At 58.2% G+C, this 24,435-nt stretch carries 26 protein-coding genes and 1 tRNA gene; 21 read left to right on the plus strand and 6 right to left on the minus strand.

Annotated features, from left to right (window positions below):
• On the plus strand, positions 1 to 684 hold the full coding sequence (gene mtnC / locus QRN33_RS02215) for an acireductone synthase (RefSeq protein ID WP_285406598.1): 684 nt from the start codon (positions 1 to 3) through the stop codon (positions 682 to 684).
• Positions 685 to 862: 178 nt separating this feature from the next.
• On the opposite strand, the gene QRN33_RS02220 is transcribed toward mtnC, so the two are convergent.
• The gene (locus QRN33_RS02220) at positions 863 to 1,141 is read right to left on the minus strand and encodes a DUF3509 domain-containing protein (RefSeq protein ID WP_016773780.1); all 279 of its coding nucleotides are present in this window, start codon (positions 1,139 to 1,141) and stop codon (positions 863 to 865) included.
• Positions 1,142 to 1,526: 385 nt separating this feature from the next.
• On the opposite strand from QRN33_RS02220, the gene QRN33_RS02225 reads away from it, so the two are divergent.
• The 10 genes from QRN33_RS02225 to QRN33_RS02270 all read left to right on the plus strand — a co-directional run bounded on the left by QRN33_RS02225 (position 1,527) and on the right by QRN33_RS02270 (position 10,727).
• Positions 1,527 to 3,365, plus strand: coding sequence for a long-chain-acyl-CoA synthetase (locus QRN33_RS02225; protein ID WP_285406600.1), 1,839 nt, complete (start codon positions 1,527 to 1,529; stop codon positions 3,363 to 3,365).
• A gap of 95 nt (positions 3,366 to 3,460) precedes the next feature.
• The gene (locus QRN33_RS02230; protein WP_042608489.1) at positions 3,461 to 3,982 is read left to right on the plus strand and encodes an ankyrin repeat domain-containing protein; all 522 of its coding nucleotides are present in this window, start codon (positions 3,461 to 3,463) and stop codon (positions 3,980 to 3,982) included.
• A gap of 130 nt (positions 3,983 to 4,112) precedes the next feature.
• Positions 4,113 to 4,643: a hypothetical protein gene (locus tag QRN33_RS02235; RefSeq protein WP_042608488.1), complete on the plus strand. Its 531-nt coding sequence runs from the start codon at positions 4,113 to 4,115 to the stop codon at positions 4,641 to 4,643.
• A 71-nt stretch (positions 4,644 to 4,714) separates the two neighbouring features.
• A complete protein-coding gene (locus tag QRN33_RS02240) occupies positions 4,715 to 4,906 on the plus strand; it encodes a PLDc N-terminal domain-containing protein (protein ID WP_016773784.1) in 192 nt (63 codons plus the stop codon).
• A 241-nt stretch (positions 4,907 to 5,147) separates the two neighbouring features.
• Positions 5,148 to 6,023, plus strand: coding sequence for a polyamine aminopropyltransferase (speE, locus tag QRN33_RS02245; protein WP_016773785.1), 876 nt, complete (start codon positions 5,148 to 5,150; stop codon positions 6,021 to 6,023).
• A 207-nt stretch (positions 6,024 to 6,230) separates the two neighbouring features.
• A complete protein-coding gene (locus tag QRN33_RS02250) occupies positions 6,231 to 6,464 on the plus strand; it encodes a hypothetical protein (protein WP_042608487.1) in 234 nt (77 codons plus the stop codon).
• 209 nt (positions 6,465 to 6,673) lie between these two features.
• Entirely contained in the window at positions 6,674 to 7,021 is a 348-nt protein-coding gene (locus QRN33_RS02255) for a ribonuclease E inhibitor RraB (RefSeq protein ID WP_003223226.1), read from the plus strand.
• Positions 7,022 to 7,554: 533 nt separating this feature from the next.
• Positions 7,555 to 8,964, plus strand: a complete 1,410-nt coding sequence (locus QRN33_RS02260; protein ID WP_042608486.1) for a circularly permuted type 2 ATP-grasp protein — start codon at positions 7,555 to 7,557, stop codon at positions 8,962 to 8,964.
• Between the two features lie 12 nt (positions 8,965 to 8,976).
• Complete coding sequence (locus QRN33_RS02265) at positions 8,977 to 9,927, plus strand: alpha-E domain-containing protein (RefSeq protein ID WP_042608485.1); 951 nt, start codon at positions 8,977 to 8,979, stop codon at positions 9,925 to 9,927.
• A complete protein-coding gene (locus tag QRN33_RS02270) occupies positions 9,924 to 10,727 on the plus strand; it encodes a transglutaminase family protein (RefSeq protein ID WP_042608484.1) in 804 nt (267 codons plus the stop codon). Before QRN33_RS02265 ends, QRN33_RS02270 begins: the two co-directional genes overlap by 4 nt.
• Positions 10,728 to 10,844: 117 nt before the next feature.
• On the opposite strand, the gene QRN33_RS02275 is transcribed toward QRN33_RS02270, so the two are convergent.
• Positions 10,845 to 11,666, minus strand: a complete 822-nt coding sequence (locus QRN33_RS02275; RefSeq protein WP_258640934.1) for a c-type cytochrome — start codon at positions 11,664 to 11,666, stop codon at positions 10,845 to 10,847.
• A 577-nt stretch (positions 11,667 to 12,243) separates the two neighbouring features.
• Here QRN33_RS02275 and QRN33_RS02280 point away from each other — a divergent pair.
• The 3 genes from QRN33_RS02280 (at position 12,244) to QRN33_RS02290 (ending at position 16,439) form a co-directional block, all read left to right on the plus strand.
• Positions 12,244 to 13,449 carry an acetyl-CoA C-acetyltransferase gene (locus QRN33_RS02280; RefSeq protein WP_042608482.1) on the plus strand — a complete coding sequence of 402 codons (1,206 nt, stop codon included), beginning with the start codon at positions 12,244 to 12,246 and terminating at the stop codon, positions 13,447 to 13,449.
• A gap of 24 nt (positions 13,450 to 13,473) precedes the next feature.
• A complete protein-coding gene (locus QRN33_RS02285) occupies positions 13,474 to 15,618 on the plus strand; it encodes a 3-hydroxyacyl-CoA dehydrogenase NAD-binding domain-containing protein (protein ID WP_285406611.1) in 2,145 nt (714 codons plus the stop codon).
• A 92-nt stretch (positions 15,619 to 15,710) separates the two neighbouring features.
• Positions 15,711 to 16,439, plus strand: coding sequence for an amidotransferase (locus QRN33_RS02290; protein ID WP_042608480.1), 729 nt, complete (start codon positions 15,711 to 15,713; stop codon positions 16,437 to 16,439).
• 69 nt (positions 16,440 to 16,508) lie between these two features.
• Here the strand turns inward: QRN33_RS02290 and QRN33_RS02295 are convergent, their stop codons facing one another.
• From QRN33_RS02295 to QRN33_RS02305, 3 genes are all read right to left on the minus strand, one after another.
• Entirely contained in the window at positions 16,509 to 17,480 is a 972-nt protein-coding gene (locus QRN33_RS02295) for a magnesium and cobalt transport protein CorA (protein ID WP_042608479.1), read from the minus strand.
• A gap of 133 nt (positions 17,481 to 17,613) precedes the next feature.
• Positions 17,614 to 18,336, minus strand: a complete 723-nt coding sequence (locus QRN33_RS02300; RefSeq protein WP_064364622.1) for a 1-acylglycerol-3-phosphate O-acyltransferase — start codon at positions 18,334 to 18,336, stop codon at positions 17,614 to 17,616.
• Between the two features lie 219 nt (positions 18,337 to 18,555).
• Entirely contained in the window at positions 18,556 to 19,245 is a 690-nt protein-coding gene (locus tag QRN33_RS02305) for a crotonase/enoyl-CoA hydratase family protein (RefSeq protein WP_065615173.1), read from the minus strand.
• A 295-nt stretch (positions 19,246 to 19,540) separates the two neighbouring features.
• On the opposite strand from QRN33_RS02305, the gene QRN33_RS02310 reads away from it, so the two are divergent.
• The 7 genes from QRN33_RS02310 to QRN33_RS02340 all read left to right on the plus strand — a co-directional run bounded on the left by QRN33_RS02310 (position 19,541) and on the right by QRN33_RS02340 (position 23,911).
• Positions 19,541 to 19,630 (plus strand) — tRNA-Ser (locus QRN33_RS02310).
• A 265-nt stretch (positions 19,631 to 19,895) separates the two neighbouring features.
• A complete protein-coding gene (locus QRN33_RS02315) occupies positions 19,896 to 21,371 on the plus strand; it encodes a YncE family protein (protein ID WP_285406616.1) in 1,476 nt (491 codons plus the stop codon).
• Positions 21,372 to 21,408: 37 nt separating this feature from the next.
• Positions 21,409 to 22,053: an adenylyl-sulfate kinase gene (gene cysC, locus QRN33_RS02320; protein ID WP_285406618.1), complete on the plus strand. Its 645-nt coding sequence runs from the start codon at positions 21,409 to 21,411 to the stop codon at positions 22,051 to 22,053.
• A 145-nt stretch (positions 22,054 to 22,198) separates the two neighbouring features.
• A complete protein-coding gene (locus QRN33_RS02325) occupies positions 22,199 to 22,387 on the plus strand; it encodes a hypothetical protein (protein ID WP_285406619.1) in 189 nt (62 codons plus the stop codon).
• A 311-nt stretch (positions 22,388 to 22,698) separates the two neighbouring features.
• Positions 22,699 to 23,070 (plus strand): hypothetical protein, encoded by a 372-nt coding sequence (locus tag QRN33_RS02330; protein ID WP_016773803.1) that lies wholly within the window; start codon positions 22,699 to 22,701, stop codon positions 23,068 to 23,070.
• Positions 23,071 to 23,205: 135 nt separating this feature from the next.
• On the plus strand, positions 23,206 to 23,625 hold the full coding sequence (locus tag QRN33_RS02335; protein ID WP_042608469.1) for a glycine zipper domain-containing protein: 420 nt from the start codon (positions 23,206 to 23,208) through the stop codon (positions 23,623 to 23,625).
• 118 nt (positions 23,626 to 23,743) lie between these two features.
• On the plus strand, positions 23,744 to 23,911 hold the full coding sequence (locus QRN33_RS02340) for a hypothetical protein (protein WP_185053985.1): 168 nt from the start codon (positions 23,744 to 23,746) through the stop codon (positions 23,909 to 23,911).
• A gap of 222 nt (positions 23,912 to 24,133) precedes the next feature.
• Here the strand turns inward: QRN33_RS02340 and QRN33_RS26670 are convergent, their stop codons facing one another.
• A complete protein-coding gene (locus QRN33_RS26670) occupies positions 24,134 to 24,394 on the minus strand; it encodes a DUF6896 domain-containing protein (protein WP_502944970.1) in 261 nt (86 codons plus the stop codon).
• Positions 24,395 to 24,435: the final 41 nt, after the last annotated feature.

Below are 24,435 nucleotides of genomic sequence, written 5' to 3' on the forward strand. Positions count from 1 at the left end.
GTGTCGATCAAAGCCATCCTCACCGACATCGAAGGCACCACCAGCGCGGTGAGTTTCGTCTTCGATGTGCTGTTTCCCTACGCCGCCAGACACTTGCCGGATTTCGTGCGCCAGAACGCTTCCCGCACCGACGTCGCTGAGCAGCTCGACGCCGTACGCCGCGACAGCAATGAGGCGCACGCCGACGTTGAACGCGTCGTTGAAATCCTCTTGAGCTGGATCGCCGAAGACCGCAAGGCCACGCCGCTCAAGGCATTGCAAGGCATGGTCTGGGAGCAGGGCTATCAGGCCGGGCAACTGAAAGGTCACGTTTATCCGGACGCAGTCGAAGCGCTGCAACGTTGGCATGCGGCCGGGTATCAGCTGTTTGTTTACTCGTCCGGCTCGATCCAGGCGCAGAAGCTGATCTTCGGTTGTTCGGAGGCGGGCGATCTGACGCCGCTGTTCAGCGGCTATTTCGATACCACATCAGGGCCCAAGCGTGAGGCGCAGTCCTATCGCAATATTCAGCAGGCGGTCGGTGTTGAAGCAGATGAAATCCTGTTTCTGTCGGACATCGTCGAAGAGCTCGATGCTGCGCAGTCAGCGGGCCTGAAGACCTGCGGCCTGGCGCGTGAAGGCGCGGAGTTGCCGGGGCATGTCACGGTGGACAGCTTTACCGGAATCGAACCGGAAGCGTTCTGACCCTACAGTGGAAATTGTAGGAGCGAGCCTGCTCGCGAAAGCGATGTGTCAGTGAAGTAATTTGTATCTGACAACACCGCATTCGCGAGCAGGCTCGCTCCCACAGTAGATATGTCGCAGACATAAACAAACAGGCCGTGAAGCGCATGCTCCACGGCCTGTTTTTGTTTAAAGCAACTTACAGCGAGTGATACGTCGGCAGGGCAAAACGCTGCTGGCTCTGCAGCATCGCAATTTGCGGCAACTCGCTGGCTTGTTCGGCCAGGTCACGGCGGATCGCGCTGATCGCCCAGGACAGTTGGTCACCGGCGTGCAGTTGCTGATACGAGAGTGCGCGTTTGAAGACTTTGCCGTCGCTGCTACGCAGAGTGAGCAGGATGCCACCGTCAGGACGTGGGGCAGTGCTGACTTCGTAGTTGGAGAACAGCGATGTAAATTTTTCTTGAATCAGGCTCATGTCATCAGCTCCGTATGTACTTGAATGGCAAGCATGCGGAGGTAGTTGCAGCGTTTGTGCCAGTATTGGTGCGAATAAAATCCCTTTAAAATCAACACGTTAAAAGCATTGCATTTTGCAGGTGTCGTGCAATCTGCATGAATGGCCATCGTGCATCCTGCATTTTGCGTGATTTTTCTCTGCGCTACGGAACCAAACGTCCGTACCAGAATCGACGCCCACCTCGTCGGTGCGGCGGGATACAAATCATTGCAAAAACCGCGTGTACAGCCCCGCGAGCGCTGACGTACTTTCCTTCTCGACCCTCGACATAAACGCGTCGGTTGCAGCCATACCCGATAACAAGAACAGCGATCCGCACGCCCGGGTCGAACGGGGAGCTTTCATGCGTCACGCACCGAGCGACACGATTACCTGGAGCATGATGCTCCGCAAACTGCCGATGATCGCCAAAGCCATCCCCCGAGTGGTGAAAGGTATGAAGGTGGCCAACGTCACGGATCCGACCCAAACGTGTGGCCTCGGCTGGACCTTCGAGCAAGCGGCGCTGCGCAATCCAGACGGCGTGGCGTTGATGCAGGATGACGTTGCGCTGACCTACACGCAGGTCAACCAGTGGGCCAATCGCATCGCGCATTATCTGAGCGAGCAGGGCATCGGCAAGGGTGATGTGGTCGCGGTGTTCATCGAGAACCGTGCGGAATTGCTGGTGACCATTCTCGCGCTGGCCAAGCTCGGTGCGGTCAGTGCGCTGCTCAATACCTCGCTGATACGCGACACGCTTATCCACAGCATCAACCTGGTCGCACCCGTGGCCATCGTGGTCGGCGAAGAGTTGACGGCGGCCTATGCCGGCGTGCGTGATCAAGTTTCTATCGCTGCACCGCGCACATGGTTTGTCGCCGATCACGACACTTACAGCCATCCGGGCATCGCGCCCGACGGTTACGTCAATCTGATCAGCGCCAGTGCCGACGCCAGCAGCGATAACCCGCCGAGCAGCGCGCAGATTTTCTTCGACGATCCTTGTTTCTATATCTACACCTCCGGCACCACCGGCCTGCCCAAGGCCGGAGTATTCAAGCACGGCCGCTGGATGCGCAGCTCGGCGAGCTTCGGCATGATCGCCCTCGATATGCGCCCCAACGACGTCGTCTACTGCACCCTGCCGCTGTATCACGCCACCGGCCTGTGCGTGTGCTGGGGATCGGCGATCAACGGCGCTTCGGGTTTTGCCATCCGGCGCAGATTCAGCGCCAGTCAGTTCTGGAATGATGTGCGTCGCTATCGCGCGACCACTATCGGTTATGTCGGCGAGTTGTGCCGCTATCTGGTCGAGCAACCGGCCAGCGCCGATGACAGCCGCCACGACGTCCGCAAGATGATCGGCAATGGCTTGCGCCCAGGTGCCTGGGCCGAGTTCAAGACGCGTTTTGCCGTCGAGCACATCTGTGAGCTGTACGCGGCGAGCGACGGCAATATCGGTTTCAGCAACATCCTCAATTTCGACAACACCGTCGGCTTCTCGCTGATGGCCTGGGAGTTGGTTGCCTACGATCACGACAGCGGCGAGCCGCTCCGTGGCGAGGATGGTTTCATGCGCAAGGTCGGTAAGGGCGAGCAGGGCCTGCTGCTGGCGCGAATCGATGACAAGGCACCGCTGGACGGTTACACCGAACCGCAGAAAACCGCCCGCGTCGTACTGCGCGATGTGTTCAACAAGGGCGATCGTTTTTTCAACACCGGCGACCTGCTGCGCAACATCGGTTTCGGTCACGCGCAGTTCGTTGATCGCCTCGGCGATACCTATCGCTGGAAGGGTGAAAACGTGTCGACCACCGAAGTCGAGAACCTGTTGCTGCAGCATCCGTTGATTTCTGAAGCGGTGGCGTATGGCGTAGAAATTCCCAATACCAACGGACGTGCGGGGATGGCTGCAATCACGCCCGCCGAATCCTTGGCCACGCTGGATTTCGCCGAATTGCTGAGTTTCGCCCGGCAGCGTATGCCGGCCTACGCCGTGCCGTTGTTCCTGCGGGTGAAGGTGAAAATGGAGACCACGGGAACCTTCAAATACCAGAAGACCCGCCTGAAAAAGGAGGGCTTCGACCCCGGTCTTACGGGCGATGACCCGATCTTCGCCTGGCTGCCGGGCAGCGCAACCTATGTGCATGTCAGTGAGGAAATCCTCGCTGACATTCAACAGGGCAAACATCGGTATTGAGTGTGGCTATCGCGCCGCTCGGAAAAAACCGAGTGACAGCCACCGTCGCGCTCGGGAAACTGTCGGCTTTCCGATAGACCGAAATGGAGTGCCACATGTCTGACCAAAGCCGCCAGATGACCCCTGAGGAAGCTGCCGAATTCACCGAGCAGGTTTTCAACAAGGCGCGCGACGGTGATGCCGAGATGCTCGATCGCCTGGTGACTGCCGGGCTGCCGGTGAACCTGAAAAACAGCAAGGGCGACACGCTGCTGATGCTCGCCAGCTACTACGGCCATGTCGATGCGGTGAAGGTCCTGCTTAAACACAAAGCCGATCCGGAAATGCGCAATGGCAACGGCCAGAGCCCGATTGCCGGCGCTGCGTTCAAAGGCGATCTGGCGGTGGTCAGAGCGCTGGTCGAGGCGGGCGCCGAAATCGAAGGCTCGTCGTTCGACGGCCGCACGGCATTGATGATGGCGGCGATGTTCAACCGCGTTGAAATCGTCGATTACCTGATCGGCAAGGGTGCCGACCCGAAAGCCAAGGACGCCAATGGCGTCACCGCGCTGGATGCGGCCCGGACCATGGGCGCAGTCGATACCACCGCGCAGCTGGAAAAGTTGTTGGCTTCATAAACGTCAAAAGATCGCAGCCGGTCCGCAGTCACGCGCAGAATCTGTGGGAGCTGCCGAAGGCTGCGATCTTTTGCTGTTCTGCGCTATTCTTCGCGCCCGCAAAATCTACCTCCATCACAGGATCCGCCTCATGAAAGCCGCACTCGTCGAACTCATCAGCAAAATCAGCTCCGGCTGCATGGGCGAGGACGAGATCCTGAAAGTGGCCGACGAAGCCGCGCAGGCCTACGCCGATGCCGATGCTTTTCTGACAGCCAACCCGGACATCAACTACGACGACACTTTCCCGATTCCGCTGGGTGAGTGGGTGGTGGTTGGTAGCCTGCCGGAAACGGTATTGTTCCAGGCCGACACCTACGTCGATCTGTTCGCACAAATCGTTGCCTCGTTCGGTCCGGGTGTGGATTTCAACCTCAAGCCCAAGCAACTGGCGAAGACCGAAGCGCTGACCGCACTCAACCGCATTCAGGTGCAGATGAGCAGCCTGAACAAGGAAAACGGCGGCTACACGCTGATGAACTTCAGCCAGTTGCTCGACGATGAACTGCAAATGGTCCTGGTCTACGGCAACGATGTGCCACGCGTGCTCGAGTTGTGCGCCGGGATTGGCATCGTCGCTGCGCCGGCACTGGAGGCCTTGAAGGTCGCCGTTCACGTCTGAACGCAATAAAAGGGAACCCTGCGCGCGACCGTCTATCCTAAAAGTGCATGCCACTATTCTGGAGCGACACCATGGGTTCCACGTTCAATGGTCTGATTGGCCTGATCATCCTTGCCCTCGACATCTGGGCCATCATCAACGTGCTGAAAAGCGGCGCCTCCACCGGGATGAAAATCGTCTGGGTGTTGCTGATCATCCTCCTGCCGGTGCTGGGCCTGATCATCTGGGCGATTGCCGGGCCACGGGGCAACGTCCGGATCTGAGCTGATTTTCGATCACACTGTCATCCCTGTGGGAGCGAGCCTGCTCGCGAAGACGTTGTGTCAGTCGCCATCACCGGCAACTGATGCTCCGCTTTCGCGAGCAGGCTCGCTCCCACAGTGGTTTGCGGTGGTAAAAAACGAGCTGAGGTTCGACCTGTCATCTTCGGCAACGTAGAATGCGCGCCTTTCCCGGGCAATCGTCCCCACGATGGCGCCCGCGCATTTATCGGAGCACTTGACCATGACCGTCACCAAGACCAGCGAGTACCTGGAAACCCTCTACGAAGGCTACGGCCAGCGTTTTCGCATGGAAAAACTGCTGCACGAAGTGCGCACCGAGCACCAGCATCTGGTGATCTTCCAGAACCCGCGCATGGGCCGGGTGATGGCGCTGGACGGCGTGATCCAGACCACCGAAGCCGACGAATTCATCTACCACGAAATGCTCACCCACGTGCCGATCCTTGCCCACGGCACTGCCAAGCGTGTGCTGATCATTGGCGGCGGTGACGGCGGCATGTTGCGCGAAGTGACCAAGCACGCCGGCGTCGAGCACATCACCATGGTCGAAATCGACGGCACCGTGGTCGACATGTGCAAGGAATTCCTGCCGAACCATTCCGCCGGTGCCTACGACGATCCCCGCCTGAACCTGGTGATCGATGACGGTATGCGTTTCGTCGCTACCACTACTGAAAAATTCGACGTGATCATTTCCGACTCCACCGATCCGATCGGCCCGGGCGAAGTGCTGTTCTCGGAGAACTTCTACCAGGCGTGCCACCGTTGCCTGAACGAAGGCGGCATCCTCGTCACCCAGAACGGCACGCCGTTCATGCAGATCGACGAAGTCAAAACCACCGCTGGCCGCCTGCGCAGCCTGTTCCCGGACTGGCACTTCTACCAGGCCGCCGTGCCGACCTACATCGGCGGCTCGATGACCTTCGCCTGGGGCTCGACCAACCCGGCCTACCGCAAGCTCAGCCGTGAAACCCTGCAACAGCGCTTCATCGGCAGCGGCATCGTTACCCGCTACTACAACCCGGAAATCCACATCGGCGCATTCGCTCTGCCGCAATACGTGCTGCAAGCGGTGAACAAGCCGAGCAACGACTAATACTTCCCCGCAAAACCTCTTTGTGGGAGCGAGCCTGCTCGCGATAGCTTTTTCCCAGTCGATGTATCTGTGACTGGCAGACCGCAATCGCGAGCAGGCTCACTCCTACAATTCACGATCATCGGCTGTAATCCTTTTGAACCAACTCTCGCGGAAAAAAGTCGAGATAAAGGTAAGCCCATTTACGGGTTGATCGAGGAGGCACTGATGCAAAAGTGGAAAGTCACTTTCGTGGATGATCATGGTGAAATCGTTGATGAGATCTTCGAACGTGAGGAATGCCCGTCCGATGATGAAGCCGCGCGGCTGATCAAGGAGCGGCTTCTTCCGGTCGCCGCCCAGCTGGATCTCAATGATCTGGAAGGGCGCACCGCCGATGCCGGGGTGAAAAACCTCAAGACCCAGAACGGCATCGAAATCCGCAGCATCACACCTGTCTGAACACATCCTGTCATCTCGTAAACCAGGCCTTGGCAGCGGCGCTCTCTTGGGGCTACTCTGCAAGCGAGATCAGCGAATGGATCGCTAAGGTCTGGTCTTGTCAGCTACATGCTTGTTTCCCGCGCGCAACCACGTTGCCGTAGTACTTAGGCCAAAAGGCCCGGGGCGGGAATACGGAAAGTCTATCCATCAATCGAGGGGGACGATTCATGAGCACAGCCTATCAAGAAGACATCAGCAGCAACGTTCTGCGCCGCATGAAAGAAGGCGGTTTCGATTTTTCCCGGTTCCATCCCATCGAGTTCTACGCGATTTTCCCGGACGAGGAGCGGGCGCGCAGGGCAGCAGGCAAATTTCGCGGTGAGTCCATCAATGCCCAGGTCAGTGCGCGCGACGACGGCGCCTGGTCGCTGGAATTGAGCAAAGTGATGTACGCAACCTACGACGACATTGGCGATTTCGAGCAGGGCTTTTCCGCCGTGGTCGAGCCGCTGGGCGGCATTATCGAGGGGTGGGGCGTGAAGCAGGAGGTGCGCAATCGTTACCGCCTGAATTGAGCTTGAGCATTTTGTATCGGGCAACGGCTGACCTTCGGGTCGGCCGTTGTCGTTTTAAAGATCAAAAGATCGCAGCCTTCGGCAGCTCCTACAGGTGATCGTGTAGGAGCTGCCGAAGGCTGCGATCTTTTGCTTTTGCATTCAAAATATTTCAAAAAACCAAAAAAAAGCCACCGGAGAGGGTGGCTAAAAGGGAAGACGGGTATGCAGTGAAGTCTTTGCGGGGCGGGGCTGGCAAGGCAGTCCAGGTCAATCTGGCGGTCAGCTTTGCAGCGCGATGCCGATGAAGTTTTGCAGCGAATGCGCGGATTATCCGCAGTCGCTGCCGGGCAGTGAAATCAACTCTGACTATGCTGGTGATAGGCGACGCAGTGCGTCGCAATGAAGCGGGGGCAATCGGGTCGGGGCATTTGCCGCACAGGAATGGTGCGCAGCCTTTGGCGTGGATCCACAACCGATTGAATTCAAAGCGTTTATGCCGATGGCACGGGCCTTGCGAAGGCCTGTATGTCCGGAGTGACAAGGAGTACGGCATGATCCGCACCTGTTTTGACGAGATGTACGATGCTGGCGGACTGGTTCGCCCGCATTACCGGGAATTTGCCCGCTGGCTGGCCGAGACGCCCGACGAGTTGCTTGCGCAACGCCGACGCGAGGCTGATCTGCTGTTCCATCGTGCCGGGATCACTTTCACGCTTTATGGCGACGAGCAGGGCACCGAGCGCCTGATTCCGTTCGACACCATTCCGCGCAGCATACCCGCCAGTGAGTGGCGAATCGTCGAGCGCGGTTGTATCCAGCGGGTCAAGGCGCTGAACATGTTCCTCGCCGACCTCTACCACGAGCAGCGCATCATCAAGGCCGGGATCATTCCCGCCGAACAGGTGCTGGCCAACGAGCAATACCAGCTGGCAATGCAGGGCCTGGATCTGCACCGCGACATCTATTCGCACATCTCCGGCGTCGATCTGGTGCGCGATGGCGATGGCACTTATTACGTCCTCGAAGACAACCTGCGCACACCCAGCGGCGTCAGTTACATGCTCGAAGACCGCAAGATGATGATGCGGCTGTTCCCTGAGCTGTTCGCCGCTCAGCGCATCGCCCCGATCGATCACTATCCCAATCTGCTGCTCGACACCCTGAAAAGCTCAAGTCCGATCGACAACCCCAGCGTGGTGGTGCTGACGCCGGGGCGCTTCAACAGCGCGTTCTTCGAGCATGCGTTTCTCGCGCGGGAAATGGGCGTTGAACTGGTGGAAGGCGCGGACCTGTTCGTGCGCGACGACAAGGTGTTCATGCGCACCACCGACGGCCCGAAAGCCGTCGATGTGATTTATCGCCGCCTCGACGATGCCTTCCTCGACCCGCTGGCATTCAACCCGGATTCGATGCTCGGCGTGCCGGGGCTGCTGTCGTCCTATCGCTCCGGCAATGTGGTGCTGGCCAATGCCATCGGCACCGGAGTGGCGGACGATAAATCGGTTTACCCGTTTGTCACCGACATGATCCGTTTCTACCTCGACGAAGAGCCGATTCTGAAGAACGTGCCGACCTGGCAATGCCGCAACCCGTCCGAGCTGTCCCACGTGCTGGCCAATCTTCCGGATCTGGTGGTCAAGGAAACCCAGGGCTCCGGCGGTTACGGGATGCTGGTCGGGCCGGCCGCGACGAGCGCGGAAATCGATGCCTTTCGCGAGCGCATCAAAGCCAAGCCCCATGCCTACATCGCGCAGCCGACGCTGTCGCTGTCGACGTGCCCGACCTTTGTCGAAAACGGCATCGCGCCGCGCCATATCGACCTGCGCCCGTTCGTACTGTCCGGCCGCGAGACCCGGGTCGTGCCCGGAGGTTTGACCCGTGTCGCGTTGCGTGAAGGCTCCCTGGTGGTGAATTCCTCCCAGGGCGGCGGCACCAAGGACACCTGGGTAGTCGAGGATTGAAGGAAGCTTGCCATGTTAAGTAGAACTGCCTCGGATCTGTACTGGATGTCGCGTTACCTGGAGCGTGCGGAGAACCTCGCACGCATGCTCGACATCAGTTATTCACTGTCGCTGATGCCGCAGGACGGGCGCGGCGATGGTCTGCACGAACTCGCCATGCCGTTGCTGATTACCGGCACTCTCGATGATTACCATGACCGCCACGGCGATCTGCACGCCGAACGCCTGCTGCATTTCTTTGCGCTGGACGCGGCCAACCCGGCGAGCATCTACAGCTGCCTCGGCGCGGCGCGGGCCAGTGCCCATGCGGTGCGCGGGCGAATCACCGCCGACATGTGGGAAAACATCAACGCAACCTGGCTGGAAATTCGCGGCATCGCCGAACAGGGTCTGAGCCGCTACGGCATGAGCCGTTTCTGCGAATGGATCAAGGAGCGCTCGCATCTGTTTCGTGGCGCGTCCTACGGCACGATCATGCGCAACGACGCGTTTCGCTTCATCCGTCTGGGCACGTTCATCGAGCGCGCGGACAACACGCTGCGCCTGCTCGATGCCCGCTACGAAATGGCCGGCGATCAGGCCGAAGCGGTCAGCGATGGCACGGCGCACGCTTATTACCAATGGAGTGCGCTGCTGCGGGCGTTGTCGTCGTTCGAGGCCTACACCGAAATCTACCGCGATGCGCCCGGCGCCCGGCACGTCGCCGAATTGCTTTTGTTGCGCGCCGATGTACCTCGATCGCTGCGTGCCTGTACCGAAGAAATCGACCAGATCCTCGCGCAACTGCCCGGCGCCAACGGCCGCCCGGCACAACGCCTGGCGGCGGAAATGGACGCGCGCCTGCGCTACACCGGCATCAACGAAATCCTCGAAGAAGGCCTGCACGCCTGGCTGACCGAATTCATCCCGTTGGTGCGCCAGTTGGGCAACGCCATTCACAGTTCCTACCTGGAGGCTGCATGAGACTTTCCATAAGCCACGAGACCACCTATCACTACGAAGATCAGGTGCGCGCGAGCATCCAGTACCTGCGCCTGACGCCTCACGACAGCGAGCGTCAGCACGTGCTCAGTTGGCAGCTGGATTTACCGCGCCCGGTGCGTGCGCAACTCGATCCGTTCGGCAACATCCTGCATGTATTGACCATGGACGAGCCCCACGAAGCGATCATCATTGGTGCCCGTGGTCAGGTCGATATCGATGAATTGCGCGAGGCCGAACATGAAAGCCAGTCAGCGCTGCCGTTCCTGCGCTTCACGCGCATGACAGAAGCCGATGAAGCCTTGCGCGAGTTTGCCGGGAAAAATTGCAAGCAACGGCGTGATCGCACCGCGCTGATCGATTTGATGTGCGCATTGAATCAGCACATGACCTACACGCCGGGCTCGACCGTGGTCGACACCAGCGCCGCCGAAGCTTTCGCCGGTCGCGCCGGGGTCTGTCAGGATCATGCGCACGCCTTTCTCGCCTGCGCGCGCAGCCTCGGCATACCGTCGCGTTATGTCTCGGGTTATCTGTACAGCGAGGATTGCGAGCATCTGGCCAGCCATGCCTGGGCGGAAGCGTGGCTGGATGACGCGTGGTACAGCTTCGACGTGACCAACCAACTGGCGCGCCCGGAGCGCCACCTGAAACTGGCGGTGGGCCTGGATTATCTCGATGCCTGCCCGGTACGCGGCATGCGCCGGGGCGGCGGCTGCGAGCAGATGCACGCGAAAGTGTTCGTCTCGCCGACGCCGATCATCTCCGTCCAGCAGCAATAAGGATCTGCACAATCCCCTGTAGGAGTGAGCCTGCTCGCGATGGCGGCGTGACAGTCACATCTGTATCGCCTGACACGCCGCCATCGCGAGCAGGCTCACTCCTACAAGGAATTGGTGTCAGGGCTTAATCTTGCGACCGGCCATGTGCTTGAGATAGGCCACCAGCATTTGCAGATCCCCGTCCGGCAACACCTGCGCCGAAAACCCCGGCATCTTCGCCTGCGGCCACTGGCGCAAACTCTGCGGATCGCGGATGTAGCGCTTCAGGAAGTCCGCACCAAAATACTCGGTCGGGCTGTACGGAATATTCAGATCCGGCCCGAACTGCGCATCACCGGCACCATTCAACCGGTGACACGCCAGGCAGTTTTTCTGAAACAAGGCAAAGCCCTGGTTCACCGGATCATCGGCCTTCAATGCCGGATCGGGCAGCAGGGCAGGGAAACGCTGGGCCACCGGCGCCATCAACTTGAGGCTGGCGACTTCGAACGGCCACTGCTCGGGACTGATCTTGCCGGCTTGCGGATCGGTCCAGACCAGATAGAAAGGCCCGGCGCTGTGCTTGCCGGCGGACAACGGTGGCCATGGCCGTGCCGGATCCTCGATTGCCAGCCATGCGCGTGCGCCGTTCTCGTTCAGCAAAGGCGCAGCGGCCAACTCTGCGGCAAAGCCGTCCAGCGCCACCGCTTGCAAGTGGTCCTCAGGTCTGACGCCCGTCAGCAACGCGGCCAAGGGCACGGCCTGATAGGTCATGTCCTTCTTGTAGGAAACATCATTGTTGATCGTGAGGGTTTGCAGCTGAGGATGCTTGAGCAGTTCCTCGGTCTGCCAGGTGCGGCTGTTTGCGCCCAACTGCAGATCCAGTTGTGCGGCAGACAAGGGCAAGCTCAGCAGCAAGGCACTGAGCGCAATGAGCGTTTTCAAATGACCGCCGTCCATGTCGTGTAAGTGCGCAAAGGTTGGCACAACCACGCTGGCCCGGGTAGCGGGCCAGTCACATTTTCAGCGGCGATATACAGCACGCGGCGCTTGAATCAGCCGATGACCTTGGTCAGATTCGGCAAGATCAACAACAGCGTCGTGGCGAAAAGAATGAGTCCTGCTTGACGTACTTTCGGTTGTTTGAACATGGCTTGACCGCCTTTATTGTTATTTCCTGATGCGTGCCTGACTGCAGATCCATGACGGCACGCGTTGCACTTCCTGTTGGAGGACGCCCGTCTCGGCAAAACCCGACGACGATGGCGTACATGTTCACCTTAGGGCCCACGTCCGCGTTGGCTTAGATCCATTTCATATGGAGCGCTTGAAAAAAGCTTTAAAAAAGGCATGAGGCGTATTGCCAGCTTCTTTGCCGCCCGCTGGCTAGACAACTCGGCGACCTGAACCGGTTCACCTGAGGTCCGATGACCGTCCGTCTGAGCGCGTGCGTCAAGCGCGTTGAGCAATGTGGTCATTGCTTGCCGGACTGCGCAGGGCGAAAGTGCAACGACACTGAATCAGGTTCGAGGACGTCATGACTGAAGCTTTGATTTTCGATGCGTTACGCACCCCGCGTGGCAGAGGCAAGGCCGACGGCGCGCTGCACAGCGTCAAGCCGGTCAATCTGGTAGCAGGTTTGCTCAGCGCCTTGCAGGCACGCACGGCGCTGGACACCAGTCAGGTCGATGATGTGGTCCTCGGCTGCGTCACGCCGATCGGCGATCAAGGTTCCGATATCGCCAAAACGGCGGTGCAAGTAGCCGATTGGGACGTCAGCGTCGCCGGTGTGCAGATCAACCGTTTCTGCGCTTCAGGTCTGGAAGCGGTGAATCTCGGCGCGATGAAAGTGCGTTCGGGTTTTGAAGATCTGGTGGTGGTCGGCGGCGTCGAGTCGATGTCGCGGGTGCCGATGGGTAGCGATGGTGGCGCCTGGGCATTGGACCCGCAGACCAACCTGCACAGCCACTTCACCCCGCAAGGCGTCGGCGCCGACCTGATCGCCACCCTCGAAGGCTTCAGCCGACAGGACGTCGATGCCTACGCGCTGCACTCGCAGCACAAAGCTGCACGGGCGCGAGCTGATGGCTCGTTCAACAAGTCGCTGGTGCCGGTGCAGGATCAGAACGGCATCATCCTGCTCGATCATGATGAGTTCATCCGCGCCGAATCGACCCTTGAAGGCCTGGGCAAGCTCAAGCCGAGTTTCGAAATGATCGGGCAGATGGGCTTCGACGCCACGGCGTTGCGGGTCTACAGCCATGTCGAGCGAATCAACCACGTGCACACGCCGGGCAACAGTTCCGGGATTGTCGACGGTGCGGCGCTGATGCTCATCGGCTCCGAAGCCAAGGGCCGTGCGCTAGGGCTGCAGCCACGGGCGCGCATCGTCGCCACTGCCGTCACCAGTACCGACCCGACGATCATGCTCACCGGCCCGGCGCCGGCAACCCGCAAAGCGCTGGCCAAGGCCGGACTGCGCGTGGAAGACATCGATCTGTTCGAGGTCAACGAAGCGTTTGCCTCGGTGGTGTTGAAGTTCATCAAGGACATGGCCGTCGACCCGGACAAGGTCAACGTCAACGGCGGCTCGATCGCCATGGGCCACCCGCTGGGCGCCACTGGATGCGCGATCCTCGGCACCCTGCTCGATGAACTGGAAGCGCGTCACCTGCGCTACGGCCTGGCGACACTCTGCGTCGGCGGCGGCATGGGCATTGCCACCATCATCGAACGCCTCTGAGCCCCGACTTCAAGGAACCCTGTTATGAGCGAAGCGATTCGTTACGAAAAAGGTCAGGACGGTATCGTCGTGCTGACCATGGACATGCCGGGCCAGAGTGCCAATACCATGAACGCAGTGTATCGCGAGGCCATGGCCGCTTGCGTTGCGCGTTTGTCAGCGGAAAAAGACAGCATTGCCGGGGTGATCATCACTTCAGCGAAGAAAACCTTCTTTGCTGGCGGCGACCTCAATGAATTGATCAAGGTCGGCAAGCCCGAAGCCAAAGCCTTCCATGACATGGTGCTGACCCTCAAGGCGCAGTTGCGCAGCCTTGAGACCCTCGGCAAACCGGTGGTTGCGGCGATCAACGGCGCTGCGCTGGGTGGCGGCTGGGAAATCTGCCTGGCCTGCCACCACCGCATCGCTGTGGATGATGCGTCGGTGCAACTCGGTCTGCCGGAAGTGACGCTGGGCCTGTTGCCGGGCGGCGGCGGGGTGGTGCGCATGGTGCGCATGCTCGGCATCGAAAAAGCCCTGCCGTATTTGCTCGAGGGCAAGAAGGTGCGCCCGCAACAGGCGTTGCAGGCCGGGCTGATTGATGAACTGGCGGCGGATCGCGATGAGCTGCTGGCCAAGGCGCGCGCCTGGATTGTCGCTAATCCGACCGCGGTACAACGCTGGGACGTCAAGGGTTACCCGATTCCGGGCGGCACGCCGTCCAGTCCAAAAGTGGCGCAGATGCTGGCGATTGCGCCGTCGATTCTGCGCGCGAAGACTCAAGGCACGCTGCCAGCGCCGGAGAAGATTCTCTGCGCGGCGGTGGAGGGTGCTCAGGTCGATTTCGACACGGCGCACCTGATCGAAACCCGCTACTTCACAGAACTGACGACCGGGCAGATCTCGAAAAACCTGATCGGCACGTTCTGGTTCCAGTTGAACGAAATCAACGCCGGCGGTTCAAGACCGCAAGGTTTTGCGCCTTATAAAACCAAGAAAGTGGGTGTACTCGGCGCTGGCATGATGGGCGCGGGCATCGCGTTTGTCAGCGCCTCGGCCGGTATCGACGTCGTGCTCAAGGACATCAACCTCGCCGCTGCGGAAAAAGGCAAGGCGCATTCCGCGGCGCTGCTGGATAAAAAAGTTACCCGTGGCCAGATGACTGTCGAACAGCGCGAGGCAGTACTGACGCGGATCGTTGCGAGCGAAAGCGATGCCGATCTGGCCGGTTGCGATCTGATCATCGAAGCGGTATTCGAAGATCGCAAACTCAAAGCCAAGGTGTCTGCCGCCGCGCAACAGGTGGTGGGTGGCGAAGCAGTGATCGCTTCCAATACGTCCACCCTGCCGATCACCGGCCTGGCGACGGCCGTGCCCGATCAAAGCAAATTCATCGGCCTGCATTTCTTCAGTCCGGTGGAAAAAATGCCGCTGGTGGAAATCATCAAGGGCGCGCAGACCAGCGACGAAACCCTCGCCCGCGGTTTCGATTTCGTCCTGCAAATCAAGAAAACTCCGATCGTGGTCAACGACAGCCGTGGCTTCTTTACCTCGCGGGTATTCGGCACGTTCACCAACGAAGGCATTGCCATGCTCGGCGAAGGCGTCAGTGCGCCGATGATCGAGACTGAAGCGCGCAAGGCCGGGATGCCGGTCGGGCCTCTGGCGATCTCCGACGAAGTTTCCCTCAGCCTGATGAGCCATATCCGGCAGCAGACGGCCAAGGACTTACAGGCTGAAGGGAAACCGCTGATTGAGCACCCGGCCTTCGCCGTGATTGACTTGGTGCTCAATGAATTCAAGCGACCAGGCAAAGCCGCCGGAGGCGGGTTTTATGAATATCCAGCGGCTGCCCAGAAGCATCTTTGGCCGGAGCTGAAAACGCGTTTCGAGAAAGTCGACGGACAGATTCCGGCAAAGGATGTGCGCGATCGTCTGTTGTTTGTGCAGGCCATCGAAACCGTGCGCTGTGTGGAGGAGGGCGTGCTGACCTCAACGGCGGATGCCAACGTCGGGTCGATCTTCGGCATCGGTTTCGCTGCGTGGACCGGCGGTGCGCTGCAGTTCATCAACCAGTATGGCCTGAAGGATTTTGTCGCGCGTGCGCAGTATCTGACCGAGCAATATGGCGAGCGTTTTACGCCGCCAGCGCTGCTACTGGACAAAGCCACGAAAGGTGAAATGTTCTAGGGCTGGCGAACATGTCGGGGCTTGCCTTGGCCGGGTGTTTCAAGGCAGGCTCTGGGGTGTTCATTATTCCCATCACGTGTCAGGTATTTTTTATGTCGCTGCGCATCTGCATTCTCGAGACCGACATCTTGCGGCCTGAGCTGATCGATCAGTATCAGGGCTATGGGCAAATGTTTCAGCGCCTGTTTTCGCAACAACCGATCGCCGCTGATTTCACTGTCTATAACGTGGTGAATGGCGAATACCCAAGCGAAGACGAGACCTTCGATGCGTATCTGGTCACCGGCAGCAAGGCCGATTCGTTCGGCACTGATCCGTGGATTCAGACCCTCAAGACTTATCTTCTGAATCGCTACGAACGCGGCGACAAACTGCTCGGCGTGTGCTTCGGCCATCAATTGCTGGCGCTGCTGCTTGGCGGAAAGAGCGAGCGCGCATCCCAGGGTTGGGGCGTCGGTACCCACAACTACAAGCTGGCGGCCAAGGCGCCGTGGATGAGCCCGGTGCGCGAAGAGCTGACACTGTTGATCAGCCATCAGGATCAGGTGACCGAGCTACCGGAAAATGCAACGGTGATCGCCTCCAGCGATTTCTGCCCGTTCGCGGCTTATCACATCAACGATCAAGTGCTGTGCTTCCAGGGCCATCCGGAATTCATTCACGATTACTCGCGCGCGCTGCTCGATCTGCGCCAGGAAGCGCTGGGCTCGCAGATTTACAGCAAAGGCGTGGCCAGCCTCGAGCAGGAGCATCATGGCGCTACGGTTGCGGAGTGGATGATGCGCTTCGTCGCGCACAAGCCGGAAGCGGCTCAACGCTGAAAGGGCCTGCTCCCACAATCCCTGTGGGAGCGAGCCTGCTCGCGAATCGCCGGGGCGACGCGGTCCCGGCTACAACCACCCCGACCGCTTGAAACTCGCCCACAAACTCACACACCCCACCGCAATAAACCCCAGCACCGCAAAATAACCGTAATGCCAAGTCAACTCCGGCATGTTCTGGAAGTTCATCCCGTAAATTCCCGCCACTGCGGTGGGGAACGCCAGAATCGCTGCCCACGCTGCGAACTTGCGCTGCACCACGCTTTGCCGCGATGCCTCAAGCAACACACCAATCTCGATGGTCTGGCTGGCAATGTCCGCCAGCGTGCTCAGGTCTTCCATCTGCCGCGTCACGTGGATCTGCACATCGCGAAAGTACGGGCGCATGTTCTTGTCGATGAATGGAAAGCTTAGCTTTTGCAGCTCCTCGCCGATTTCTACCATCGGCGCCGCATACCGACGCAAGCGCACCACGTCACGGCGCAAACCGTGGAGCTTCTGGATGTCACGCTCGTTGAGGGCACTGCACAGCACGTTGCGCTCCAGCTCATCGATCTCCGCGTGGATCGCTTCGCCCACCGGCTGATAGTTCTCGATGACGAAATCGAGCAGCGCATAAAGGACGAAATCCTCGCCATGCTCCAGCAACAGTGGACGCGCCTCACAGCGTTGACGCACCTGGGCGTAGGACGCCGAGTGGCCGTTGCGCGCGGTGATGATGTAGCCCTTGCCGGCGAAGATATGCGTTTCGATGAACTGCAAAACGCCGTGTTCACGAACGGGGGAGTAGGTGACGATAAACAGAGCGTCACCAAAGGTTTCCAGTTTTGGCCGGCTGTGTTTTTCCAGCGCATCTTCGATGGCCAGCTCGTGCAGATTGAACTGGCGTTGCAGGTTGGATAATTCCTGTGCGTCCGGTTCTTCCAGGCCGATCCAGACGAAGTGGCCCGGCTTGGCCGCCCAGGCCGCGCCTTCATCAAGCGTGATATTGGTGACTTTCTTGCCTTCGCTGTACACCGCAGCAGCAACAACTCGACCCATGGTGGTGATTCACTTCTTCTTGGCAGATGGCAGGGGAACAAGGCTTCAGCTTAGCCGTGTCGCTGTTTGAGAGTCAGTGAAACTTCTACAGTTCAGCCGGCAAAAGAAAACCCGCACAGGGCGGGTTTGTTTTTCACGCGGCTCGCAGTTGCCGATCCATGGATTCGATGCATTCGCGCATCTGTTCGCGGCATCGCTCGATGAGCATGGGCATGTCATCCATGGTCAATCCGACTGTAGGAATCGCCGGCAGCGAACGTATGAGAACATTGCCGCTGCGCCAGCGATTCAGACGCATGTGCTTGACGTAACTGCTCACGCACACCGGAACGATCGGCACGCCGGCGGCAATCGCCATTTGGAACGCGCCTTTCTTGAACGGCAACAAATCTTCGCCGAGGTTGCGGGTGCCTTCCGGGAATACCCAAATCGAGGTGTCTTCATTCTGCAGGGTGTGAGTGGTCGTCAGCATCGACTGCCGCGCCTTGTGCGCATTGCCACGGTCGATCAACACATTGCCGGCCAGCCAGAACAACTGGCCGAACAACGGCACCCACTTCAGGCTTTTCTTGCCGATACACACGGTGCGGCGCGGGACGACGTTGCCGAACACGAACAGATCGTAGTTGGACTGGTGGTTAGCGATGATCACGCAGCTGTCAGGCTTGTTGATCAACCCGTTGACCTCAGACTTGACCCGCAAACGCAGGATACACATCGCTGGCAACGCGTAGAGGCGGGCGCAGAGTCGGCTGTTGTCCGGATTGAAGGGGCGGCACAGGCCAAGGATCACGCCCAGCACGCCGGCGAGAATAAAGTGCAGGCCCATCAACAACATACGAAACACGAACAGCATTTTTGCAGGCCCACCGGGACAAAAGGTGGCGCAGTGTACGGATGTGCACTGTTTTCGGCAATTGCCCCTATAGAGTCCGGAGATGGCCGATGTTTAAGCGCATGTTTCAGCGATGCCTGTCAGGTGCATCCTAGAGCTGTCAGGGAATCTTCAACACCGGACGTAAGAAAAAGCCCGACACGAGGGTCGGGCTGTTTTCAACGGCAAATCCTTCAGGAATCAGCCCAGATGTTGTTGATCCTGGAGGATGGCATCGTCGAGGGTTTCCAGCAGTTGTTTGCGCACTTTCAGCTTGGTGTTCTTGTGCGCGAGCATATTGATTTTCTTCAACTGACGCGCGGCAGCCAGGGCGGCGCCCTGCAATTCTTCTGCAGTGACGACCTTGTCGAGGAAACCTGCATCAACGGCACTTTTCGGATCGAACATCTCGCCATTGATTACTGAGCGATGGAAAGCCGAACGCCGCAAGCGATCACGCGCCAGCTCGATACCGGCATGGTGCATGGTCATACCGATCTGCACTTCGTTCAGACCGATGCTGAACGGGCCATCGACACCGATGCGGTAATCGGCGGATAACAGCAGGAAAGCGCCCTTTGCCACGGCGTGTCCCGGACAGGCAACGATCACCGGAAACGGGTGAGAGAGCAGGCGACGGGCCAGCGTCGAACCGGCGGTCACCAGCGCAACGGCCTCTTTCGGGCCGGCCGTCATCACCTTCAGGTCATAACCTCCCGAGAGAATCCCCGGCTGGCCGGTAATGATCACCACAGCCCGATCCGCGACCGCTTGATCCAGTGCCGCGTTAAACGCCGCAATCACATCGGGGGAAATGGCGTTGACCTTGCCATTGTTCAGGGTCAGGGTCGCGATACCGTCTTCGAGGTGGTAGGCAATCAACTCGCTCATGACGCTATTCCTTATTAGAAAGATGGGCAGACGTTACCCACCGCCGCAGGCCAGGTAAAGCGCCGTGACTGACCTGCCAGTCACCGTTTTGCGCTTCAGCCAGCGCTGCGCGCCTCTTGCCTTCCATAAAGGAAGCACGTCGGTTACCCGAGATTGGCGGGTTTGCCATCCTCCGCCTGGCCCAGTGCAGTCCGCTCTCTTAAGCGCATGAAAATTCTGAAAAAAAGTTTGCCATCGGAAAAGCTTTCGACTACATTAGCGCGCCTCGACAGACAGAACATGTCTGCAGAGATACGGTGAAGTGTCCGAGTGGCTTAAGGAGCACGCCTGGAAAGTGTGTATACAGGAAACTGTATCGAGAGTTCGAATCTCTCCTTCACCGCCACATTCAGTAAACACAAACCCCTGATTTTCCTAGAGAAAGTCAGGGGTTTGTGGTTTTTGGCGTCTGGAATAGGTGATGCAGGCGTATGGGGCGCCCGAAATGCAACGACTTCGCCAGACATGCAAAAAGTCTTTGAAATTCGCTTTCCGCAACTGTCCATTTCTTCGTGCGCGGTGTTCATTTACGCAGTAATTAAAATCGCCACACGATGGGCCTATGCTTTCGAAAATGCCAGGATTTGGCGAGTCGGTCTGGGGTATAAGCGTTGGATACATTACTGGCAGTTGTTGCCACCACGGGATACTTGCTCCTGGTTGATGTGTTTTCCAGGAAAGTCGTCACCATCGAGAACGGACGCCCGGAGTACTACGGTATTTCATGGCTCCCGGAAGGCACGGAACTCGTTCTGTCCCATTCCGGTCTGGACAATCTGAACCTGACCGATATTCAGACTTATGCAAACTCGGAAGTCGGCTATGTCTCCCACGGTTCATTTCATACGGAGCGATTCCTTTCCCAGCCTCATCAGATACTGTGCGGCTCTGACGGGCGCATCATTTGCACCAATACTGGCAGGAATGCGATCTCGGTCATCGATCTGGAAAAGCCGGGTCATTTCCAGGAAAAGCGTCTGACCGATGCCCGTTGGGATCGCTTGTCACTGCACGAGATCACTGGCGATCACCTCAATTCCGTGTTCGAAAAAGACGGGCACCTGTACGTCATTGCTCACGGTCATCAGAATGGCTCGTCGCTTGCAATCCTGACCTATCCTGATTTGCAATTGGTCAGTCTTGAGCCTATTGATCAACGTACCGGGCTGCATAATGTGTGGGTCTCGGATGAAGGGCAGACCATTGCCTGCCACAGTTCCATCGGGTCGCTGATCGATCTGCGTACCAACGAGGTAATTTGGCGCGCCGGCAGCTCGATATATGCCCGCGGCCTGGCCGTATCTTCCGACGTATTGCTGGTCGGGGAAAGTCAAATGACCGGGCGTGAATCGCGTCGAAGCTCAATGAGCGGACTTTGGGTATTGGATCGTAATACTTATATGCCTTTGGACTATCTCTGTCTCGGTCCTTACGGCGCGGTGAATGAAGTCAGGCTCTTGAATGTCAAGGATTTTGCGCACCACGGACACGTGTTCGCCGGGATCCCGGAGTTGTTTGCACGAGATCTGTTCCGGCAAAAAGCCGAAGAGCGCCTGGCAAGCTTTCATCATGTCTCAAAAAATCAGCAGATCTGGTCCGCCTGGGAAGTTGTGTTTGGTTCAAGCCAGCAGTTGGAAACAGGCGAAAAAGTCGCGGCATTTGATAGCTTGTGCATGTTGAAACTGCGCGAGACTGCACCGGCGTCCGAGCGCACGATGTCGTTCAGATATGCGCTCGATCCAACTCTGCCGGAATCGCATGTCGCTGCAGTCGTTTATCAGGGATTGGGTGACGATACTGACATGAATGCCTTGCTGATTCAGCCCTGCAACCCCGATGAAGCCCAGTTGGCTTTGTGGACTCATGACGGCACGCAATGGCTGCCGGATACGGATAGTACGGTGAGAGGACTGCCGCTTAGTGGCGATGTAAGTGTCGTGGCCAGCGAGCGCGGTCTCGAACTCTATCTGGACAAAGAGCTGCTTGTCCGCATGGATGCTGGCAAATTGGCCTACTTGGACGGTGCACTGGGTGTACGCTGGATCGGTTCGACCATTAGCCGTACTGCGGAACAATCACTGTCCTGAAGATCGACTCAGACTCTACTCGAGATGAGGTAAACATATGATCAGATCCACTGACGAGGCTTTCCAGGATCTGCGGTTGCACCCATCCCGGGTCACCGCAGAGGACCGTCAACGGCTTTTCTCCCAGAAACCACTAACCCTTTGGTTTACCGGGCTGAGCGGTGCTGGCAAGTCAACATTGGCTTTTTCCGTGGAAAAAGCCTTGATTGACAGTGGCAAACCCGCATTTGTGTTGGACGGAGATAACGTTCGACATGGACTTTGCAAAGACTTGGGTTTTCTACCGGAAGATCGCTCGGAAAATATTCGTCGCATCGCTGAAGTTGCACGTCTGATGAATGAGGCCGGCATTTGCGTGCTCGTCGCTTGTATTTCGCCCTGCCGTTCACAGAGAGAACAGGCGAAAGAAATCATTGGTGACGAAAATTTTGTCGAAGTCTATTTAAGTACCCCACTGAGCGTTTGCGAACGTCTTGACCCAAAGGGTTTGTACCGTAAGGCTCGCGCCGGTCTGATACAAGAATTTACCGGCGTCAGCGCAGTTTATGAGGTCCCCGAGGTGCCCTCGCTGATTCTTGATGCGAGCCAGAAATCGATCTCCGAATGTTTACTGGAAATCACGAAGAAGATCGATGATTGGCAAACAAAGTCTCCGCATGAACCAGCACAGGCGTCTCTCTGAACGCAGCGATCCGTTCGTCGGCGCCTGGTCAGGTTGAACGGCAAGTCAGAGGGTGACCGACTAGTCTCATAAGCCTTGGAGGTCGATATTTTTCAGGCAAAAACCGTTTCGCCGGTGTCGGCCCCGGTTGCGAAGGGGAGAGGCTATGACAGGTCCGTATATCGAAGACGATGGCGCTGAGTTTTCATTCAACAACTGTGTGCGCTGCGGTCAGACGGAGTATCAATCGGGTTTTGGCGAAGATCCAGTGAGCATCGGGAGAATCAAGTCCACAGCCCCTAAAGGGCCAAAAGCGAAATTCTTGCCCAAGGTCTTGGCAAGAACCAGAAAGTGAGTGCATCCCATACCCCGTCACTGAACGGGGTTTTTTATGTGCGCAGCTTTGCCTGCTGGAAACGCCTGGCGGGCGTTGACATTAATGTCGGTTTTTTTTCACAAACTTTTCACGTTGATCAACGTAGGGTGAAGCCATCCGTTAGAAAGCAAGTCTCCAGCCCGTCTCCCCAGCGGGCTTTTTTTTGCCCGGCATAAAACCTTTTCCTTGATCGCGGTCCAATCGACGCTGTTGCCCGCGTCTGGACTTTCCTGCGCCGAGCGCATTAAATCCCGCTCCTTCTCGTCATCCCGTTTATTTGAGGTTTCGTCATGCGTTTAACACTGCCTGCTCTGGTTCTTGGCCTTCTGGTTGCTCAAGGTGCGATGGCTGCCGGTGATGGCACCGCTGCGCTGGGCGGCGGCCTGGGTGGCGCGCTGGGCAACGTGGTCGGTCAGAAAATGGGCGGCAGCACTGGTGCCGCCATTGGTGCTGGCGTCGCGGGCGCAGCGGGCAGCGCAGTAGCAGCGCGAAAAGGTAGCCGCACCAAGGCAGCGATCGGCGGCGGAGTCGGTGCAGCCGGTGGTTCGGTGATCGGCAACAGCCTGGGCGGCCGGAACGGCGCCACCATCGGCGCGGGCCTAGGCGGTGCAGCCGGCGGTGCCGTCGGCAGCAACCTGGGCAAAGGTCACAAGCGCCACTGAAACTGATCGCGTGTCACAAGAAGCCCGACTCGATGTCGGGCTTTTTCATGGCTGAACGTTTCGTCCGAAATCATCTCCAATCTGCATACGCCCCGCTTGGGCGGACTGTCCCGATTCGGGAACTGCGAGGTTCATATGCGATTGTCATTATCTGCACTGTTTTTCGGCTTGGTCGTGGCGCAGGGCGCCATGGCGGCCGGAGATGGCACCGCTGCCGTAGGCGGTGGTCTCGGCGGTGCGCTGGGTAATGTGGTTGGTGGACAACTCGGCGGCAGCACGGGCGCCGCGGTCGGCGCGGGTGTCGGCGGCGCGGCCGGCAGTGCCGTCGGCGCGAACAAACGCAACCGCACCGAAGCCGCAATTGGTGGCGGTCTTGGCGCAGCAGGCGGTTCGGTCGTCGGCAATAGCCTCGGCGGCTCCACCGGTTCCGCTATCGGCGCGGGCCTGGGCGGCGCAGCGGGCGGGGCGGTGGGTAACAATCTGGGTGGCGATGACGATGGACATCATTCCGGCGGTCACAAGCACAAGAACAAACACAAAAATAAACATCGCTGATTGATCAACGAAAACCCGGCCTGGTGCCGGGTTTTTCGTGTCTGGCCGTCAGGAAGAGGAACGATTGGCGATAGGGCGTCTCGAACGTCATACATTCCATGCGATCAAGAGGTTCGCCATGACTCCTGAAACCGAAGGCAAAGAAGAGAAGGGTCCGAGTGGGCTGCCGTTTATCAATGATCCAGGCAGCGAAGATCCTGGATCGGTTACGGATGATGCGACGGTACCGTTGAATGATTCGGATGAGGCGGATATGGAGTATGAGGAGGATGGGGATGAGCAGTGAGAGGGGTTGAGTGTTTGAATGATGGTTTAAGGGTCTGACTCAGCAGGCCCTACAGAAAATCAGTTCCCCAGAACGAGACGTCGCTTCTTCGTGCTCTGATTTTACAAAGTGACCATTGAGGTGCGGAAAATCGAAGTGGATATCTTGATCCGCAAATTCTTTCAGAGGTTCGAGAAGATCAGTGAGGTTTTTAAGAGTTGAACTTCGGCATAAAGGCCTGAGTCAGCAGGTGCTTAAGTCTCGTCTTAAGAGATTTTCCGGCGGGCCGATTAATACATAGAGGTCATCGGATGGCGACATTTTTTTGATTCTGCCTGAGCCTATATAACACTTGAACTCGCTCTCAAGAAAATTTATGTCAGTGTATTTTTTGTACTCTTCAGGTCTGTCGGCGGCGTACATATAAAGACGGCACACGTCAAAGCCGTCAATCCTGTTGTTTGGACCGTAATCGAAATCTACTAACTCCGTGGGAAAATGGATAGCACTGTTGTAGCAGCATTGTTCCTTCTTCGACTTTGCTG

It is taken from the genome of Pseudomonas sp. FR229a (assembly GCF_030209115.1).
Taxonomy (GTDB): domain Bacteria; phylum Pseudomonadota; class Gammaproteobacteria; order Pseudomonadales; family Pseudomonadaceae; genus Aquipseudomonas; species Aquipseudomonas moraviensis_A.